Origin of the sequence: Salinisphaera aquimarina, assembly GCF_042643355.1 — a bacterium.
In the GTDB taxonomy this organism is placed as follows: Bacteria; Pseudomonadota; Gammaproteobacteria; order Nevskiales; family Salinisphaeraceae; genus Salinisphaera; species Salinisphaera aquimarina.
This window is the reverse complement of the sequence record NZ_JBHRSS010000009.1, coordinates 11,686-30,103: the sequence shown is the minus strand read 5'-3', so window position 1 is coordinate 30,103 and position 18,418 is coordinate 11,686. Positions and strand designations below refer to the sequence as shown.

Genomic DNA, 18,418 nt, shown 5'->3' with positions numbered 1-18,418 from the left:
CCTGAAATCACCATGTGCATGTCTATCCGCCAAACATCAGGGCGGCGAGCAGCACTGCAGCGCCGGCAAACAATGACAGCGCGTACCAGCGCAGTCGCCCGTTCTGCATCGGCGAGAGCACGCCGTTGAGGGCCAGGGCCAAGCCCGGCACGATGTTCATCAGCGAATTGACCCAATCGCGGCGATGCAGCGCGGTAAGAAACAGATAGGGTTTGACGAACAGCACATCGTAGATCGCATCGAATCCCCAGGCGTTGTGCCACAGCTGCCACAGGGTGCGCCCGGCCGGCGTGCCGGCCAGCCGGTTGGCGGTCTCGCGATTGCCCAGGAACAGGGCCGCGGCCACGCCGAGCCCGACGACCGCGACCACGCTCGACAGGATCTCCAGGCTCAGCTGCAGGATGCCGTGACCACCGGCTTCGGCGTGCGGCAATACATCGCCCAGCGGCGGATGAATCCAGGCGCCGACGAAGGTCGACAGGATCGCCAGCACGATCAGCGGCAGGTGATGGGTGATGCCGCTGCCCGCATGGGCATGAGTCTTCTCGTCGCCGTGGAAGGCAATGAAGATCATGCGGAAAGTATAGACCGCGGTCAGGAAGGCGCCGACCAGACCGGCGAACCAGAGCACGTGGTGGCCGTTGGCGAACGACAGCCACAGGATCTCGTCCTTGGAATAGAAGCCGGCGGTCACCAGCGGCAGGGCCGACAGGGCAGCGCCGCCGATGATGAACACCCCGTAGTCGAGCTTCAGCTTATGCCGCAGCCCGCCCATCTTGAAGATGTCCTGTTCGTGATGACAGGCGATGATCACCGAGCCCGAGGCCAGGAACAGCAAGGCCTTGAAGAAGGCGTGGATCATCAGATGGAAGATGGCCGCGTCCCAGGCGCCCACGCCCAGGGCCAGGAACATGTAGCCGATCTGGCTCATGGTCGAGTAGGCCAGCACGCGCTTGATATCGGTCTGGCACAGGGCCGCGAAGCCGGCCAGCAGTAGCGTGAGTGCACCGATGATGCCGACCAGTTCCAGCACCATCGGTGCCAGCTCGAAGATGCCGTGCATGCGCGCGATCAGATAGACGCCGGCGGTGACCATGGTGGCGGCGTGGATGAGCGCGGATACCGGCGTCGGGCCGGCCATTGCGTCCGGCAGCCAGGTCTGCAGCGGCAGCTGGGCGGATTTGCCGACCGCGCCGCCGAGCAGCAGCAGGGCGGCCACATTGGCCATGGTGTCGCCTTCGGCCCACGCCTGCGGGGCTTTCTCCAGCAGCGTCTGGATATCCAGCGTGCCGAACGTGGTGAACAGCAGGAACAGGCCGATCGCCAGGAACACGTCGCCGATACGAGTGATCAGGAATGCCTTGAAGGCGGCCCAGGCATTGGCCTCGTCCTGATAGTAGTAGCCGATCAGCAGATAGCTGCACAGCCCCACGCCTTCCCAGCCCAGGAACAGCAGCAGCAGGTTGTCGCCCAGCACCAGCAGCAGCATGGCGACGATGAACAGGTTCATGTAGGCGAAGAAACGCCCCATGCCCGGCGCGCCGTCCAGGTCGTGGGTCATGTACCAGCCGGCGAACAGGTGGATGAGAAACCCCACCCCCGTGATCACGCCCAGCATGGTCACCGACAGACCGTCCAGATACAGGCCGATCGTGGGGGTGAAATCGCCGACGTCGATCCAGGTCCACAGTGTCTGGCCGAAGCTCGGCTCGCCCGAAGCCAGAAAGCTGGACGCGACGATTGCGGTCAGCACGGCGGACAGGCCGATCGAACTCGCGCCGATGGTGCTTGCCAGGCGATCGGGCATGCGCGGGAAGAACGACAGCACCAGGCTGCCGGCGAGCGGAAAGGCAATGATCAGGGCGAGCAGATTCATCCGTGCATCTCGCTTGCGGCGTCGATGTCGATTGTCTTGAAGCGCTTGTACAGCTGCAGCAACAAGCCGAGCCCGATGCTGGCCTCGGCGGCGGCGAGGGTGATCACCAGAATGAACATCACCTGGCCATCCGGCTGCTGCCAGTGCGCACCGGCCACGATGAACGCCAACCCCGCGGAATTGAGCATGATTTCAAGGCACATGAGGATGAACAGCGTATTGCGCCGCGTCACCAGCCCTGCCAGGCCGAGTACGAAAAGCACGGCGGCGAGCGCCATGCCGTGTTCGATGGGCAGTCCGTTCATCGTTTGGCCCTCGTCGGCTGCGGTGTATCGCTGTCGCGCCCGGCAATGGTTTCGGCGACGTCGCGATCGTCGCGGCCCAGATGGGCGGCGACCACGAGCGCGGCCAGCAGCACGAAGGCGGCCAGTTCCACCACCAGCACGTAGGGGCCGAACAGGGCCATGCCCACGCGCTGGGCGTCGAGCGGGCTACCTTCGATGGTCCCCAGCGAATCGCCGCTGGTGAGGGCCATCGCCATCACGACGAGCAGGATCACGCCGAGCACACCGGGGCCGATCCAGACCGAGGGCGCCAGCCAGCGCCGTTCGCGGTCCATGGTCTCGACGTTGAGATTGAGCATCATGATCACGAACACGAACAGCACCATGATCGCGCCGGCATAGACGATGACCTCGAGCGTGGCCGCGAACGGCGCGCCCAGCGCGTAGAAGACCACGGCCACCGACAGCAGCGACATGATCAGATACATCAGCGCATGCACCGGATTGGCGCAGGTGATCACCCGCAGCGTGGCGACGACGGCGACCAGGGCAGCGGCATAGAACGCGATGAACATAACTCGGCAGCCTTACGGTAGGAGCGTCTTGACGTCGATGGGCTGGGCTTCGTTGACGGCCTCGCCCTTGTCCTTGCCGCCCACGGCCATGCCGGCGACACGATAGAAGTTGTAGCCCGGGCGCTTGCCGACCCCGGAGATGGTCAGATCGGATTTCTCGTAGACCATCTGCTGGCGATCGAACTCGCCCATCTCGAAGTCGGGTGTCAGCTGGATCGCATAGGTCGGGCAGGCCTCTTCACAGAAACCGCAGTAGATACAGCGCGAGAAGTTGATCCGGAATGTCTCCGGATACCAGCGCCCGGTCTCGTCCTCGGTCTTGACCACGCTGATGCAGTCCACCGGGCAGGCCACGCTGCACAGGTTGCAGGCGACACAGCGTTCGGCGCCGTCCGGATCGCGGGTGAGCACGATACGGCCGCGATAGCGCGGCGGCAGATACGGCTGCTCCTCCGGATACAGCACCGTGTCGCGTTTGCGAAAGGTGTGCATGAAGGTCATGCCGAGGGTGCGCAGGACACTTAGCATAAGCGACTCGTATAACGCGTTGTCTTGAAGCGGTGACGCATGTTCATCAGTTCGCCATGGCCACGACGATGGCGCCGGTGATCGCCACGTTGATCAGCGACAGCGGCAGCAGGACCTTCCAGCCGAAGGCCATGAGCTGGTCGTAGCGCGGCCGTACCGTGCCGGCTCGCAGCAGGATGAAGAACACGATGAAGAAACCGGCCTTCAACAGGAACCAGACGATGCCGGGCAATACCGGCCCGAGCCAGCCGCCGAAGAACAGCACCGTGACCAGGCAGGAGATGAGCACGATGCCCAGATATTCGCCGACGAAGAACATGCCGAACTTCATGCCTGAATATTCGGTGTGATAGCCGGCCGTGAGTTCCTGCTCGGCCTCGGGCAGATCGAAGGGCGCGCGATGAATTTCCGCGCAGCCGGCGATGAAGAAGATCACGAAGGCCGGGAACTGCGGGATCACGTTCCACATGCCGGCCTGCGATTCGACGATGGCGCGCAGGTCGAAGCTGCCGGCCAGCAGCACCACACCCAGCAGGCTCAGGCCCATGAACACTTCATAGGAGATCATCTGGGCGGCGGTACGCATGGCGCCCAGCAGCGCGTACTTGTTGTCCGAGGACCAGCCGGCCAGGATCACCGAATACACGCCCAGTGAACTCATGGCGAGTATGAACAGGATGCCCACGTTCAGATCGACCACACCGATGGTTTCGGTGAAAGGCACCACCGTGAACGCCATCATGGTGGTGAACATGATGATGCCGGGGGCGATCACGAATACGGCCTTGTCCGCGAACGGCGGGATCCAGTCTTCCTTGAAGAAGATCTTGATCATGTCGGCCACGACCTGCAGCAGCCCGAACGGGCCGACGCGGTTGGGCCCGTAGCGGTCCTGCCAGAGCCCGAGCAGCCGGCGTTCCAGCCAGATCAGCATGGCCGCGATCAGTACCACGACGAGCAGGATCGCAATCGTCTCGATCGCGGTGAACAGGATGCCGAGCAGTTCGGCTTCGCTCAGACCAAACATCACCGCGACTCCTGTGCAGAACGTAGCGAGCGAAGCCGGCGAGCGCAGTCGTTCTGAAGTGGTGTCATGGCGTGACCACCGCCGGCAGGCGTACACCCATCAGCCCGTGCGCGCCTACCGGCACGCCGATGGTGCGATCGGGCAGGCTCGGATCGATGGTCACCGGCAGGGCGTGCACTTCGTTGCCGATGGTCAGGCGCAGGGTATCGGCGGCCGAGATGCCGAGTTCCTTCGCGCCGGCTTCGTTGAGCGTGAACCAGGCGCCGCGCGGCATGCGTTCCTGGATCGCCGGGGCCTTGGCCGACTGCGATTCGCTGCCGAAGATGTGATAGCGCGGAATCGCCTGCCAGCCCTCGACCGGCTTGATATCGGCATCGGCGTAATCGGGAATGGCGCCGCCGTTGGACAGCAACCGCACGCCGGGATCGCCGCCCTTGAGGGCGCCACCGATTTCGTCCTGGAAACGGGTGATCGCGGCCTGGTTGGAATCCCAGCCCGGCGACCAGGCATAGGACATCAGCGAGGGCGGGGTTTCGGTGCCCTGATAGCCTTCCATGGAATAAGCCAGCGCCGAATCCGGATCGACTTCCGGGCGTTTCTCGCGTACATCCACGTTCGCATAGAGCGCGGTGCGCCCCGAGTAGCGATGCGGGCTGCGCGGGAAACGCATGCCGAATTTGCGGAAACTCTGACCGGGCGCGGCGTCCTTGATGCCGGCCAGATGCGGCATGTCGGTGGCGATCGCGTCGATCAGGTCGTCCATGCCCTGCCAGCGCACGGGCTGGTCGACGGCGCGGCCGATATCCGCGCACCAGCGCCAGCCTTCCTGCAGCGGCGCATCGGGGATGAACACCTGGAAGAAACGCTGGGCGCGGCCCTCGTTGTTGATCAGCGTACCGTCGGCCTCGGCGAAGCTGCCGGCCGGCAGCACGAAATCGGCCTTGGCGATGGTCGCGGTCATGCTGTGATCGAGCACGATCAGATGACGTGCCTTCTTGATCGCCGCGTCCACCCGCGACTGCGGGCAGCGCTCGTAGAGATCGTTCTGCATCACCACGAGCGTGTCGGCGCGATTGGTCTCGATGGCGGTCAGCGCATCGTCCACGTCCTGGTCGGCCATCATCGCCATGCCGAGGCTGTTGGCTTCCTGCAGGGTGACGAACAGGCCGGCGTCATCGTGCACGGATTCGAGCGCGCGCATGACGTTGCCCGCAGCGGTGAGCACCGCTTCGCTGCCCAGGCTGGTGCCGGCCACGATCAGTGGTTTCTTGGCGCTCTTGAGGGCAGCGGCGATGGTTTCGGCCTGGGCGCGGGTCGCGTCTGTGAGGTTTTCCGGGGCTGGCGCGCTCGGGTCGAGCACATGGGCCACGGCAAAGCCGAGCCGGGCGATCATGGCCGGGCGCATATGCGACAGGTCGCTGGCGACGTCGTCCAGCCGCGTCGCGGCCGGGACGGCCATGAACAGGGGACTGTAGAAATGCTGGCCTTCGTCGCGCACCGCGCGAGAATGCCATTTCGGAATCTTGGCGGCCTTGGCCAGTTCGTAGTGCCGGTTGCGTACCGACTGGCGCAGCGACAGGGCCAGTCTCGGCGCGGTCTGGGTGACGTCTTCGCCGAGAATGAACACGGCGTCGCATTCCTCGACCTGACGCAGCGTCGGCAGACGACTGGCGTGGGCCTTGAGCAGGGTCAGCGCGGCCAGACTGGCATGGCTGTCCGGCGCACTCATGCCGTTGTAGAAGTTCTTGGCGCCCACCAGATGCCGCAGGGCGAAATTATCCTCGACCGAGGCGCGTGGCGAACCGATGCCGACCACACCGTTGGCGCCGGCGATCGCGCTCTTGATCTGGGTGAGGATCACGTCCATGTCCTGCGGTTCGAGCAGGCCCTTGGCGTTGCGCGTCAGCGGCTGGCGCGGGCGGTCGTCGCGATTGACGAAGCCGGCGCCGAAACGCCCGCGATCACACAGGAAGTAATGATTGATCTCGCCGTGATAGCGGTTCTGGATCCGCTTGAGCAGGCCCTGGCGCGAACCCGGGCTGGTATTGCAGCCCAGCGAGCAATGGGTGCAGATGCCGGGGGCGTTCTGCATGTCCCACTTGCGGTTGTACTGCGCACCCAGCGTCTTGTCGGTGAACACGCCGGTGGGGCAGACCTCGACCAGATTGCCCGAGAATTCGCTGTTGAACGCGCCGTCCGAGCCGCGCCCGAAATAGACGTTGGAATGCGAGCCGAGCACGCGCAGATCGTCGCCATCGGCATAGTCACGGTAGTAGCGCACGCAGCGATAGCAGGCGATGCAGCGGTTCATCTCGTGATTGATGAACGGCCCCAGATCCTGGTTGCGGTGGGTGCGCTTGGGCCCGCGATAACGGCGTTTGGTATGGCCGGTCATCAGGGTCATGTCCTGCAGATGACACTCGCCGCCTTCCTCGCAGACCGGGCAGTCGTGCGGATGATTGATCATCAGCCATTCGATCACCTGGGCGCGGAAATCGCTGGCTTCCTTGTCGCAGACCGAAAAACGGCTGCCATCGGAGGCCGGCGTCATGCAGGCCATCACGATCTGGCCCTGGGTATCGTCCTCGTCCTTGTACTGCTTGACCGCGCACTGGCGGCAGGCGCCGACACTGTGCAGCTCCGGATGCCAGCAGAAGTAGGGCAGGTCGAAGCCCTTCGACAGCGCCACACGCAACAGATTGTCGGTGTCGTCCGCGTCGTACTGCTTGCCGTCGATCGTGATCGTTGCCATCGCGTAAACCGTAGAGCTGGAAGCTAGGAGTTCTGGACTGCGTTCGCCGGCTGCGTGAGCCCCGGCGCCGCCTGGTCGTCGGGAATCAGCGCGGCGAGTTCGTCGCGGAAATACTTGAGGCCGGATTCGAGCGGGCCCATCGCGCCCGGCGCGTGCGCGCAAAAGGTCTTGCCGGGACCGAGCAGCTTGACGTGCAGGTCCAGCAGCTCGATATCGCCCGGCTGACCTTCGCCGGCCTCGAGGTTGGTCAGAATGCGCTCCACCCAGGGCAGACCGTCGCGGCAAGGCGTGCACCAGCCGCAGGATTCCTGCGCGTAGAAATGCTCGAGATTCCGGAGCACGCCGACAATCGGCGTGGTCTCGTCCATCACCACCATGGTCGCGGTGCCCAGCCGGCTGCCGACCGCGCCCACGCCCTCATAGTCCATGGGCGTGTTCAGGTGCTCGTCGGTGAGCAACGGGGTCGAGCCACCGCCCGGCAACAGGGCCTTGAGCCTGTGGCCGTGGCGGATGCCGCCGAAATGTTCGAGCACGTCGGCGAGCTTGGTGCCCAGCGGCAGTTCCACCAGGCCGGGGCGGGCGACATGGCCGGAGGCGCCGAAGATCTTGGTGCCGCCGTCCTTGTGCAGGCCCAGGCCTTTGTACCACTCCGCGCCGTTGTTGATGATATGCGGGACGTTGCAGATCGTCTCGACGTTGTTGACCGTGGTCGGCTGGCCGAACAGGCCGGAAGCGGCTGGAAACGGCGGCTTGTGGCGCGGTACCGCACGCCGGCCTTCAAGCGCCGACAGTAGCGCCGATTCCTCGCCGCAGATATAGCGGCCCGCGCTCATGTGCAGGTGCATGGTCAGATTGAAGCCGGTGCCGAGAATGTCGGTGCCCAGATAGCCGGCTTCCACCGCTTCGTCGATGGCCCGCTGCAGATTGCGTTGGCACTGGATGTATTCGCCGCGGATGAACACATAGGCGATATCGGCGCCGATCGCATAGGCAGCGATCGCCATCGACTCGATCAGCTGGTGCGGGTCGCCTTCCATGAGCAGGCGGTCCTTGAACGTACCCGGCTCCATCTCGTCGGCGTTGACCACCAGATAGACATGCGCCGGGCGCTCTTCGGGACGTTCCTCGAAGCGCGGCATGAACGACCATTTCACGCCGGTGGGAAAGCCCGCGCCGCCACGACCGCGCAGGCCGGCTTCCTTGACCAGCCCGGCGACCTCGACCGGGGTGAATTCCTGAATCGCTTTCTTGAACGCTTCCCAGCCGCCGGCTTTCTCGTAGTCGACGCGCGTCATCGGTTCGCGGTTGTCGCGGATGTTCTTGGTGAGAACCTTCATGGATACTCCGCCAGGATGGCGTCGACCCGCTCGGGGGTCAGGCGTCCGTGGTAATCGGTATTGATGCGCATCGACGGGCCGTTGTCACAGTCGCCGAGGCATACGATCGGCAACAGCGTGAACCGGTTGTCCGGGGTCGTCTGGCCGAACTCGATCTGCAGCGTTTTCTTCAGATAGGCGAGGATTTCCTCGTAGCCGGTCAGATAGCAGGAGATCGAGTCGCAGATCATGATCACGTGCCGGCCCACGGGCTGGCGAAAGATCAGGTTGTAGAAGGTCGCCACCGCTTCCATCTGCGTGGGGGTGACGCCGACTACCGCAGCCGCGGCCTCCAGCGACTCGTCGGACACCCAGCCGCGATGTTCCTGCACGATCTTGAGCGCCTCGATGGTAGCGGCACCCGGATCCTCGTAGAGCGTCATCTCGTGCTGGATGGCTTCGATTTCGGTTTCGCTGAGTTTCATGCTGAGGCCTCTGAATCACTACTGCGCTCGACATCTTGCGCGCCGGCGGTGCTCGAAAGTCTCATGTATCGACGCATACACTGCGATTCCTGCGCTCCGGCGACGCACAACCTGTCTTCGCTCGCTACGTTATTCAAAAGCCTCATCGGTCCACGTCTGCCATCACAAAGTCGATCGAGCCGATGATCGCGACCAGATCCGCGACCAGGCCGCCCTGCGAGATCAGCGGGATCTGCTGCAGATGGGCGAAGCTCGGGGTGCGGATGCGGGTGCGATAGCTCGTCGAACTCTTGTCGGAAATCGAGTAGTAGCTGTTCAGTCCCTTGGTGCCTTCGACCATGCAGGCCGACTCCATCGCCGGGATCACCGGGCCCCAGCTGACGGTGAGAAAGTGGGCGATGAGCGTCTCGATGTCCTGCATCGTGCGCTCCTTCACCGGCGGCGTGGTCATCGGATGATCGGCCTTGTAGTCGCCGGCGGGCATGTTCTTCATGCACTGCTCGATGATGCGACAGCTCTGGAACATCTCCTCGATACGCACGTCGAGCCGATCCTGGCAGTCGCCGTTGGTGCCGGTGGGAATCTCGAAGTCGAAGTTCTCGTAGCCGGAGTAGGGGCGGGCCTTGCGCAGGTCGAAATCCACGCCGGTCGCGCGCAGTCCGGCGCCGGTGATGCCCCAGTCGATGGCTTCGTCCTGGGAGTAGGCGCCGATGTGCCTGGAACGCGCCACCAGCATCTTGTTGCGCGACATGGCCTTCTTGTATTCGGCCAGCCGCGGCGGGAACCAGTCGACGAATTCCTTGACCTTGCGATCCCAGCCCTTGGGCAGGTCCATGGTCAGGCCGCCGATACGGAAATAGGCCGGATGCATGCGAAAACCGCAGATCGCCTCGATCACGTCGTAGGCTTTCTGGCGATCCGAGAACATCCAGAAGATCGGGCTCATGGCGCCGATGTCCTGGACATAGGTGCCGAAGAACATCAGATGGCTGGTGATCCGGAAGAACTCGCACAGCATCACGCGGGTGACCTTGACCCGTTCCGGCACCTCGATGCCGAGCACGCGCTCGAGATTCATCACATACGGCAGCTCGTTCATCACGCCGCCGAGATAATCGATGCGATCCGTGTATGGGATATAGGTGTGCCAGGTCTGGCGCTCGGCCATCTTCTCGGCACCACGATGGTGATAGCCGATATCCGGCACCGCGCCCATGATCTCCTCGCCGTCGAGCTGCAGCACGATCCGGAACACACCGTGCACCGAGGGATGGTTCGGGCCCATGTTGAGGAACATGAAGTCGGCGTCTTCGGACTCGCGCTTCATGCCCCAGTCCTCGGGCTTGAACTGCAGCGCGTCCTCTTCCAGATCCTGGCGCTTGGGGTCCAGATGCAGCGGCTCGAATTCGGTGGCGCGCGCGGCGTGGTCCTTGCGCAGCGGATGCCCTTGCCAGGTCGGCGGCATCATGATCCGGCGCAGGTTCGGATGGCCGTCGAAGACGATGCCGAACATGTCCCAGACTTCGCGCTCGTACCAGTTGGCGTTGGGCCAGATACCGGTGATGGTGGGCGCGTTCAGATCGTCGTCGAACAAGGCCACCTTGAGCCGGAACTCGGCCACCGGGAACAGGCTCAGCAGGTGGTAGACCACGGTGAAATCGGCGGCCGGCTGGCCCTGGCGATGTTCGCGCGGACGCTCGTCGATGGCGGTGATATCGAACAGCATGCGATAGCGCGGCGTGGCGTCGGCCTTCAGGAACGCGAGCACGTCGCGGATCATGCCGCGCTCGACCCAGAAGGTCGGCATGCCGTCGGCGGTGATCTGCTGATGAAACGCCGACTCGCCGAAGCGCTCGGCGAGCTGATGGCCGATGGTCACGGTATCAAGCATGGGCCGCTCCGGCGCGAAGCCGCGTGGGATGCATCAGGAGCACGATTACACCTCGTCCGGCGAACGCAGTGTGGTCGCGGACAGCCGCTCGGCGCGCTTGGTGTCGCGCTGCGACAGCTTGGGCGCCTGGGTCACACCCTGCGGGCCGATCATCCAGGACAGCGGCCGCTTCTCGGAGCCGATCGATTCCTGCAGCAGCAACAGCCCCTGCAGGAACGCCTCCGGGCGCGGCGGGCAGCCGGACACATACACGTCCACGGGGATGAACTTGTCCACGCCCTGGACCACCGAATAGATGTCGTACATGCCGCCGGAATTGGCACAGGAGCCCATGGAGATGACCCAGCGCGGTTCCATCATCTGGTCATAGAGACGCTGGATGACCGGCGCCATCTTGAGAAAACAGGTGCCGGCAACGACCATTACATCGGACTGGCGCGGGGTGGCACGGATGACTTCCGAGCCGAAGCGCGCCATGTCGTGCGGCGCGGTCAGGGCGGTGGCCATTTCCACATAGCAGCAGGACAGACCGAAGTTGAACGGCCACATCGAGTTCTTGCGGCCCCAGGCGATCATGTCGTCGAGCTTGGCGGTGACGACGTTGCGCGCCAGCGCATCCTCGATCGTGCCGCCGCTCGCGCCCGCGTCGCTACCGGCCGAGCCGGGCTTCGGATTCTTGTCGGTGCTTGTAAGAGACCAGGCCATTATCGACCGTCCTGTCTGAAGTCGTAGCGAATGTCGGGATCGCGGTTCACGAGCGACCCTGAAGATTACGTGCGCGATTGCTCTCGATCGCTTCGAGTCGATACTGGCGCGGCGCTTTGGGCGCCCAATCCAGGGCACCGATACGCCACTCGTAGATCAGGCCGAGGGTCAGCACGCCCAGAAAGAACAGGAACGCGAAATAGCCCGGCCAGCCCAGATCGGGCGCGGCGATCGCCCACGCGAAGATGAACACCACTTCCAGATCGAACAGCACGAAGATGATGGCCACCAGATAGAACTTGGCCGAGAAGCGCATACGGGCGCTGCCGGTCGGCTTGATACCGGATTCGTAGGGCTGATCGCCCAGACGCGATTGATGCCGCCCGCCCAGCATGGCCGAAAGGCCGAGCATGAGCAGGATCAATCCGATCGCCGCGGCCGTGAAGAGCAGCAGCGGCCAGAGGACGACGGCATGTTCGGTGGCGGCATCCATAGCGTTAATCCATTCTACGTGAAGCCATCGGAAACAGATGACCGGTCACGGCAAGGCGAGCGGCGCGTTATTGTTTGTATTATACAAAAGACCGCTGGCCTGTGTCCCTCGTTACAAGACGAATTCGTCTTGTCCATTGCCGAACGTTAGCCGATTTTGCCCCCGATTGGCGAGTGCGCGACGACAAACCCCGCGGTCACGCGCGCCAGCTGCGCAGCCAGCGCCAATCCTACGCCGGTTAAAGCTCGCGCGTCGCGCGCGCCACCCGCGCCCGCGATCGGCCGCTCCACCTTCCGCCCGGCTTGGTGATTGGCGGTTCGCGGGGCTAGAGTGGGGTATCGCACATATCGAGAGGAACCGATGGCACAGAACGTTGCCCAGAAACTGATCGAATCCCATCTGCTTGACGGCGAGATGACGCCGGGCAAGGAAATCGCGGTGCGCATCGATCAGACGCTGACCCAGGACGCGACCGGCACGCTGGTCATGCTGGAACTGGAAGCGATGAAACTCGATCGGGTCAAGACCGAGATTTCGGCACAGTACGTCGATCACAACCTGATTCAGGAAGACAACAAGAATCCGGACGACCATCTGTTCCTGCAGTCCGCCTGCGAGCGTTTCGGAGTGCATTTCTCGCGTCCCGGCAACGGCATCTCCCATGCCGTGCACATGGAGCGCTTCGGCCGCCCAGGCAAGACCCTGCTCGGCTCGGACAGCCATACCCCGGCGGCCGGTTCGATGGGCATGCTGGCGATCGGCGCCGGCGGCCTGGAAGTGGCCATGGCGATGGCCGGCGAGCCGTTGTATACCAAGATGCCCAAGGTGTTCGGCATCAAGCTTACCGGCGAACTGCCGGACTGGGTATCGGCCAAGGACGTGGTGCTGGAAATGCTGCGCCGCCACGGTGTCTCCGGCGGTGTCGGCAAGATCATCGAATATCACGGCCCCGGTCTGAAGAATCTGGAGGCCATGGATCGGCACGTTATCGCCAATATGGGCGCCGAACTCGGCGCGACCACGACCGTGTTTCCGGCCGATGAAGAGATCAAGCGATTCCTCAAATCGCAGGGGCGCGAGGACGAATACGAAGAACTGGTGGCCGATGACGGTGCCGAATACGACGAAACCGACGAGATCGATCTGTCCACGCTGGTGCCGCTGATCGCCAAGCCCACCTCGCCGGGCAACGTGGTGACCGTGGAGGAACTGGCCGGCGACGATCTCTATCAAGCCTATATTGGTTCATCTGCCAACCCTGGCTATCGCGATTTCGCCATGGCCGCGGAAATGGTGCGTGGCCGCAACGTGTCCAAGGACGTGTCGTTCGACGTGAACCCGTCATCGCGCGCCATGCTGCAGACGCTGGCCCGCGACGACCGCCTGGGCGTGCTCATCGCCAGTGGTGCGCGTATCCATCAGGCCGGCTGCAACGGCTGTATCGGCATGGGACAGGCGCCAGCAACCGGCCGCAACAGTCTGCGTACCACGCCGCGCAATTTCCCGGGCCGTTCGGGCACCAAGGAAGACTCGGTGTTCCTGTGCTCGCCGGAGACGGCGGTGGCGAGCGCCCTGATGGGCAGGATCACCGATCCGCGCACCCTCGACTTCGATTATCCCAGGATCAACAACCCGGACGACCCGGTGATCAACGAACAGATGATGGAAGCGCCGCTGCCCGCGGACGAGGCCAGGAACGTCGAACTGATCAAGGGCCCGAACATCAAGTCGCTGCCGGATTTCGACGGTATTCCCGACGCCTTCGACCTGCCGGTGCTGCTCAAGGTCGGCAACGATATCTCCACCGACGAGATCATGCGGGCCGGCGCCGAGGTGTTGCCGTTCCGCTCCAACATTCCCGAAATCGCCAATTTCGTCTACGACGGGGTCGATGCCGAGTATCCGGCGCGTGCCCGCAAGACCGGCGACCACATCATCATCGGTGGCTCCAACTATGGCCAGGGCAGTTCGCGTGAACACGCGGCTATCGCGCCGCGCTATCTCGGGCTGCGGGTGGTTATCGCCAAGGACTATGCCCGTATTCACTGGCAGAACCTGGTCAACTTCGGCGTGCTGCCGCTGATCTACGAGAACGCCGACGATCACGACACGCTCGACCAGGGTGCGAAACTGTCGATCAAGGGCTTGCACGACGCCCTCGACAACGGCGACACGGTGAGCGTGGATGTGGACGGCGGCGACAGCGTCGCTTGCAGGCACGGTCTGTCGCCGCGTCAGGTCGAGATTCTCAAGGCCGGCGGGCTGATCAACTGGAAGCGTGACCAGGGCTGAGCAATCTCTGATCCATCGATCGCCGGTGCAGGCCGTGCCTCGAAAATGCGTTGCTAAAAGGTGTTTGTCGAGCCAACCCGCCGCGGCCGCTAAAAGACGATTTCTGTAGTGACCGCTGACTCACGCCGGTAACACTGCGCCGCTTACAATGCCGGCGCCGTATGGTTCGGCGTCCGACTCGAATACGCGGTTGTCGCGACATACTGCATGCCGGGTCGGGGACAATACCTAGAGCGCGGCCACGCGATCGCGTTTAAGCTTTTGGGTCCTGAGTCATACGTGGAACGACGATGACCGAACTTTATTCCGACAGTCTTCAGACGGCCGAGCTGCGGCTTTGTGATCGCGAACCGGCCTGCATCTCGGCGCGGCTTGCGCCGCTGGGTGTGCGCTACCAGCGCCTCGATCTGCCCGTTGTCGCCTTCGATGCCGCCGCCGAATGCGACGAAGTGATCGGCAGCTATCTGGAGCCGCTCAACGCACTGCTGCAGACCATGCCCTGTGCGACCCTGGATGTGACCAGCGTACTGCCGGATCACCCGCGCATCGACGTGCTGCAGCGCAAGTTGATGACCGAGCACGCGCACGATACCCCCGAAGCGCAGCTGATGGTGTGGGGCTGCGGTATGCTTTTCATGCGTGACCAGAATCACGTCTGGGCGCTGCGCTGTGAAGCCGGAGATTTCGTGCGCTTGCCGCCGCGGCTCTATCATTGGTTCGAAATGCAGCCGGGCATGGGTTTTCGCGCGCTGCGCCTGTTCGAGGAACGGCGCGCATCCGGGCGCATGTGGCGCGGGCGCGACATGCGCGGCGTCTATCGGCCGGCGACCGCAACGCCGAGCGCGCGCACCCATTGAAAGCCGCTGTCGCGGCCGGGAAGAAACCCCCTGTTTTTGTGTCGGCGCGGGTACAGGCGTATTCTTCCTGCGCCAATAACGCCATTGGCTCTTAGATTATGGGAACAGTATCCATGGACGAACAATCCGTTGTAACCGCCTACCGCCGTCTTTCGCGGCAGTACGATCGGTTTTTCGGGCCGGTATTCGAACAGGGACGCCAGGAAGCCGTGCGCCTCATGGATTGCCGGGCAGGCGACCGCGTGCTGGAAGTCGGTGTCGGTACGGGCCTGTCGCTTGATCATTACGGCGACGGCGTTCAGGTCGTGGGTATCGATGTGTCGCCGGACATGCTCGAGCATGCCAAGGCGCGCGTGAACGGCAACGCCGATCGCATCACGCTGGCGCTCATGGACGCGCAGGCACTGGAATACGCCGATCACAGCTTCGACAAGGTCGTGGCCATGTACGTGGCTTCGGTCGTGCCCGATCCGCGCAAGATGATCGAAGAGATGAAACGCGTCTGCAAGCCGGGCGGCGAGCTGTTCATCGTCAATCACTTCAGCGGTGACAAGGGCCCGATGGCCTCGCTGGAGCGGCTGGTATCGCCGTTGTCGAAGCTGGTCGGTTTCCGGCCCTCGTTCCCGCTCGACGAATTCCTGGCGATGGCCGATTTCGACGTGATCGAGACCAAGAAGGTCAATGCCTTCGGCTACTGGACGCTGATCCACGCACGCCATCATGGCTGAACACTAGCGGCACGGCGTCCGGCTGAACGCGGCGCCGCAGTCGTGTCGTTATTCGCCGAACAGGCGCTTGCCGAGCGCGACGCGCTCGGCTGCCGACGCCGGGATTTCGTCCAGCGCTCTCACCTTTTCGAGGCGATTGAGCAGCCCCATCTGATTGGCGAGCTGGATATTCAGCCCCGGGCGCGCGTTGTACTCCAGAATGAGCGGTCCGTGGTCGCGGTCGAGCACCACGTCCACGCCGAGATAGCCCAATCCGGTCAGATCGTAGGAGCGTGCCGACAGCTCGAGCAGTTTGTCCCACTCGGGCACCTCGATGCCGCGTACGACATTGCCCGAGTCCGGATGTGAGTCGAGCACGCTGTTGAACCACACGCCATCGACCGTGCGCCCGGTGGCCAGGTCGATGCCGGCGCCGATCGCGCCCTGATGCAGATTGGCCTTGCCGTCGGACTGCCGGGTCGGCAGCCGTACCATCGCCGCGATCGGCACTCCACGGAACACGATGGTGCGGATGTCGGGCACGCCCTGATAGCTGACCGTATCGAACACCGCGTGCGGTTTGACCCGGTATTCGATGATCGCCTTGTCCGGCAGCCCGCCGAGGCTGTACATGCCCGACAGCACGTTGGAGATGAAATGCTCCAGCTCGCCGCGCGACACGGTGGCGCCGGAGGCGCGGATGAACTGCACGCCGCGGCGTCCGGAAATCACCATGATGCCGTTGCCGCCCGAGCCGTTGGCTGGTTTGATCACGAAGTCCTGATGATTGCCGAGCAGGGTGTCGAGATCGCGGATCTGATGCTCGATCTCGATCACGCCGTAGAGTTCGGGCGTGTCGATGCCGGCTTCCAGCGCCAGCTGCTTGGTTTTGAGCTTGTCGTCGACCAGCGGATAGAAACGGCGCGGGTTGTAGATGCCGATGTAGTCGCCGTTGCGCTGGTTCATGCCGAGCACGCCCAGCTTGCGCAGCGTCCACGGCATGCGCAGCGGTGGGTTGCGGCGGATCAGGCGCAGGCGTGCGCGCATGCGTTGGCCCAGACTCGCCATCAGCGTTCAGCGATCGCTTTGGCGGCCGCGCGAAAACGCCACAGTTCCGACAGCCGATAGCCGGTGTAGCGGCCCGCCAGCAGGGTGAAGGCCAGCACCAGCAGCAGCAGCTCGGGGAAGACGAACGCGAGATACTCCATCCATTCGTTGGTCATCACCACGAACCCCACCGCGGCCACGACGAGACTGCCGAAGCCCGACAGCAGCGCGTCCTTGGGCCCGTTCTCGTCCCAGACGATGGACATGCGCTCGATGGTCATCGCCAGGATCACCATCGGGAACAGCGCGATCGACAGGCCGTGTTCCATGCCCAGCTTGTGGCTGATCACCGACACGCCAGACATCAGCAGGATCACGATCGTGAGCATCGAGGCCAGTCGGGGCACCAGCAGCAGCTTCAGCCGCTCGAGGTAGAAGCGCACGATCAGACCCAGCGCGACCAGCACCGAGAACAGGATGCAGCCCCAGATCAGCTCGGTTTCGCGAAACGCGAGCGCGATCAGCACCGGCATGAAGGTGCCGAAAGTGCGCAGACCGATGAAGTTGCGCAGCACGACGACAACCAGCGCGCCCAGCGGTACCGTCAGCAACACCTTGTAGACGTTCTGGGTGGCGATCGGCAGCGACAGCAGCGAATACTCGAGGATGTCGGAGTTGAGCAGGCGCGCGCGCTGCTGCGCCAGGCCCATGACGTCGCGCGCGGAGCGGGCGGCAGAGAATTCCACGCTCGCGTTGTTGGCGCCTTCCAACTGTACCAGCGGCGTATCGCCGGCATGCCAGACCAGCACATCGCGCGGGAAGCCGGCATGGCCGTTGCGCGGGTTGAAGGCCAGCCAGCGTTCGCCGTTGTAGACCTCCAGCCAGGGGTCGAGCGAGCCGTGACGCATGCCTTCGACCAGCGGCAACACGTAAGCAATGCGCGTGGGAATACGGGCGCCGGCGAGCACATATTGCAGACGTTTGACCTGCGCCAGCGGCTTGGCGCTGTCGTCGCGCAGCACCTTGGCCTCGGCGTCGGGGGTGGGGTCGTTGAAGCGGCGCAGCAGTTCCTGGGTGAAGGAGCCGGTATCCGCCGAGCGCGCTCTCACATCGTCGAGCAAGGCGAACACCGAGGCCCGCTCCGGGTCGGTGTATTCGGGGATGTCGGGATACTCGGGCACCGGTTCGGTGGGCTCCCGATGGGCGCTGGCGTCTTCGTTGAGCACGACACGATAGTAGAGGGTCTGTGGCCCGTGCAGATTGCGCGCGGCCCAGCGCGCGTTGCGGTTGGCGCCGTGCTCGCCCGTGGCCAGACCGAAGCCCGAGGATATGAAGCTCTCGTCGAGCAGCGTGAAGCCGGCGGGCTCGTTGGGGATCTCCAGTGCGATCTTGGCGGAGCGATCGGCGCCGTCGAAGCGCAGGGTGGCCTCCACCGTCCAGACTTCGGTGCTGGCGTCCGGCGCCAGCGGTACGCCCAGGCGCGAGACCTTGTAGTAGCAGATGCCCAGTGCGAAGGCCACGAGCACCAGCGCGAGCACCTTCAGATGCAGATCTTTCATGTTGGCATTCCGGCGTCGGCGTCG

General features: G+C 63.8%; 16 protein-coding genes. 3 read left to right on the top strand and 13 right to left on the bottom strand.

The window, feature by feature from the left end:
* Positions 1-22: 22 nt before the first annotated feature.
* The 11 genes from nuoL to ndhC all read right to left on the bottom strand — a co-directional run bounded on the left by nuoL (position 23) and on the right by ndhC (position 11,932).
* Complete coding sequence (nuoL, locus tag ACFOSU_RS18455) at positions 23-1,876, bottom strand: NADH-quinone oxidoreductase subunit L (protein ID WP_380691415.1); 1,854 nt, start codon at positions 1,874-1,876, stop codon at positions 23-25.
* Entirely contained in the window at positions 1,873-2,181 is a 309-nt protein-coding gene (gene nuoK / locus ACFOSU_RS18450) for an NADH-quinone oxidoreductase subunit NuoK (protein ID WP_380691414.1), read from the bottom strand. The genes nuoL and nuoK overlap by 4 nt, the downstream gene beginning before the upstream one ends.
* The gene (gene nuoJ, locus ACFOSU_RS18445) at positions 2,178-2,735 is read right to left on the bottom strand and encodes an NADH-quinone oxidoreductase subunit J (protein WP_380691413.1); all 558 of its coding nucleotides are present in this window, start codon (positions 2,733-2,735) and stop codon (positions 2,178-2,180) included. Before nuoJ ends, nuoK begins: the two co-directional genes overlap by 4 nt.
* Before the next feature lie 12 nt (positions 2,736-2,747).
* Complete coding sequence (gene nuoI / locus ACFOSU_RS18440) at positions 2,748-3,263, bottom strand: NADH-quinone oxidoreductase subunit NuoI (protein ID WP_380691412.1); 516 nt, start codon at positions 3,261-3,263, stop codon at positions 2,748-2,750.
* Positions 3,264-3,309: 46 nt separating this feature from the next.
* On the bottom strand, positions 3,310-4,290 hold the full coding sequence (gene nuoH, locus ACFOSU_RS18435; protein WP_380691411.1) for an NADH-quinone oxidoreductase subunit NuoH: 981 nt from the start codon (positions 4,288-4,290) through the stop codon (positions 3,310-3,312).
* Between the two features lie 64 nt (positions 4,291-4,354).
* Positions 4,355-7,042, bottom strand: coding sequence for an NADH-quinone oxidoreductase subunit NuoG (gene nuoG / locus ACFOSU_RS18430; RefSeq protein WP_380691409.1), 2,688 nt, complete (start codon positions 7,040-7,042; stop codon positions 4,355-4,357).
* 23 nt (positions 7,043-7,065) lie between these two features.
* Complete coding sequence (nuoF, locus tag ACFOSU_RS18425; RefSeq protein ID WP_380691408.1) at positions 7,066-8,379, bottom strand: NADH-quinone oxidoreductase subunit NuoF; 1,314 nt, start codon at positions 8,377-8,379, stop codon at positions 7,066-7,068.
* Positions 8,376-8,843, bottom strand: coding sequence for an NADH-quinone oxidoreductase subunit NuoE (nuoE, locus tag ACFOSU_RS18420; RefSeq protein WP_380691407.1), 468 nt, complete (start codon positions 8,841-8,843; stop codon positions 8,376-8,378). Before nuoE ends, nuoF begins: the two co-directional genes overlap by 4 nt.
* 142 nt (positions 8,844-8,985) lie before the next feature.
* Positions 8,986-10,734, bottom strand: coding sequence for an NADH-quinone oxidoreductase subunit C/D (gene nuoC, locus ACFOSU_RS18415; protein WP_380691406.1), 1,749 nt, complete (start codon positions 10,732-10,734; stop codon positions 8,986-8,988).
* Between the two features lie 45 nt (positions 10,735-10,779).
* The gene (locus ACFOSU_RS18410) at positions 10,780-11,439 is read right to left on the bottom strand and encodes a NuoB/complex I 20 kDa subunit family protein (protein WP_380691405.1); all 660 of its coding nucleotides are present in this window, start codon (positions 11,437-11,439) and stop codon (positions 10,780-10,782) included.
* 46 nt (positions 11,440-11,485) lie between these two features.
* Entirely contained in the window at positions 11,486-11,932 is a 447-nt protein-coding gene (gene ndhC / locus ACFOSU_RS18405; protein ID WP_380691404.1) for an NADH-quinone oxidoreductase subunit A, read from the bottom strand.
* A gap of 360 nt (positions 11,933-12,292) precedes the next feature.
* Between ndhC and ACFOSU_RS18400 the strand changes: the two genes are divergently transcribed.
* From ACFOSU_RS18400 to ACFOSU_RS18390, 3 genes are all read left to right on the top strand, one after another.
* On the top strand, positions 12,293-14,224 hold the full coding sequence (locus tag ACFOSU_RS18400) for an aconitate hydratase (RefSeq protein ID WP_380691403.1): 1,932 nt from the start codon (positions 12,293-12,295) through the stop codon (positions 14,222-14,224).
* Between the two features lie 290 nt (positions 14,225-14,514).
* The gene (locus ACFOSU_RS18395) at positions 14,515-15,081 is read left to right on the top strand and encodes a hypothetical protein (protein WP_380691401.1); all 567 of its coding nucleotides are present in this window, start codon (positions 14,515-14,517) and stop codon (positions 15,079-15,081) included.
* A gap of 113 nt (positions 15,082-15,194) precedes the next feature.
* Positions 15,195-15,809 carry a class I SAM-dependent methyltransferase gene (locus ACFOSU_RS18390; protein WP_380691399.1) on the top strand — a complete coding sequence of 205 codons (615 nt, stop codon included), beginning with the start codon at positions 15,195-15,197 and terminating at the stop codon, positions 15,807-15,809.
* Positions 15,810-15,857: 48 nt separating this feature from the next.
* On the opposite strand, the gene ACFOSU_RS18385 is transcribed toward ACFOSU_RS18390, so the two are convergent.
* Positions 15,858-16,856, bottom strand: coding sequence for an alpha-L-glutamate ligase-like protein (locus ACFOSU_RS18385; RefSeq protein WP_380691398.1), 999 nt, complete (start codon positions 16,854-16,856; stop codon positions 15,858-15,860).
* Positions 16,856-18,394, bottom strand: coding sequence for an inactive transglutaminase family protein (locus ACFOSU_RS18380; RefSeq protein WP_380691397.1), 1,539 nt, complete (start codon positions 18,392-18,394; stop codon positions 16,856-16,858). The genes ACFOSU_RS18385 and ACFOSU_RS18380 overlap by 1 nt, the downstream gene beginning before the upstream one ends.
* Positions 18,395-18,418: the final 24 nt, after the last annotated feature.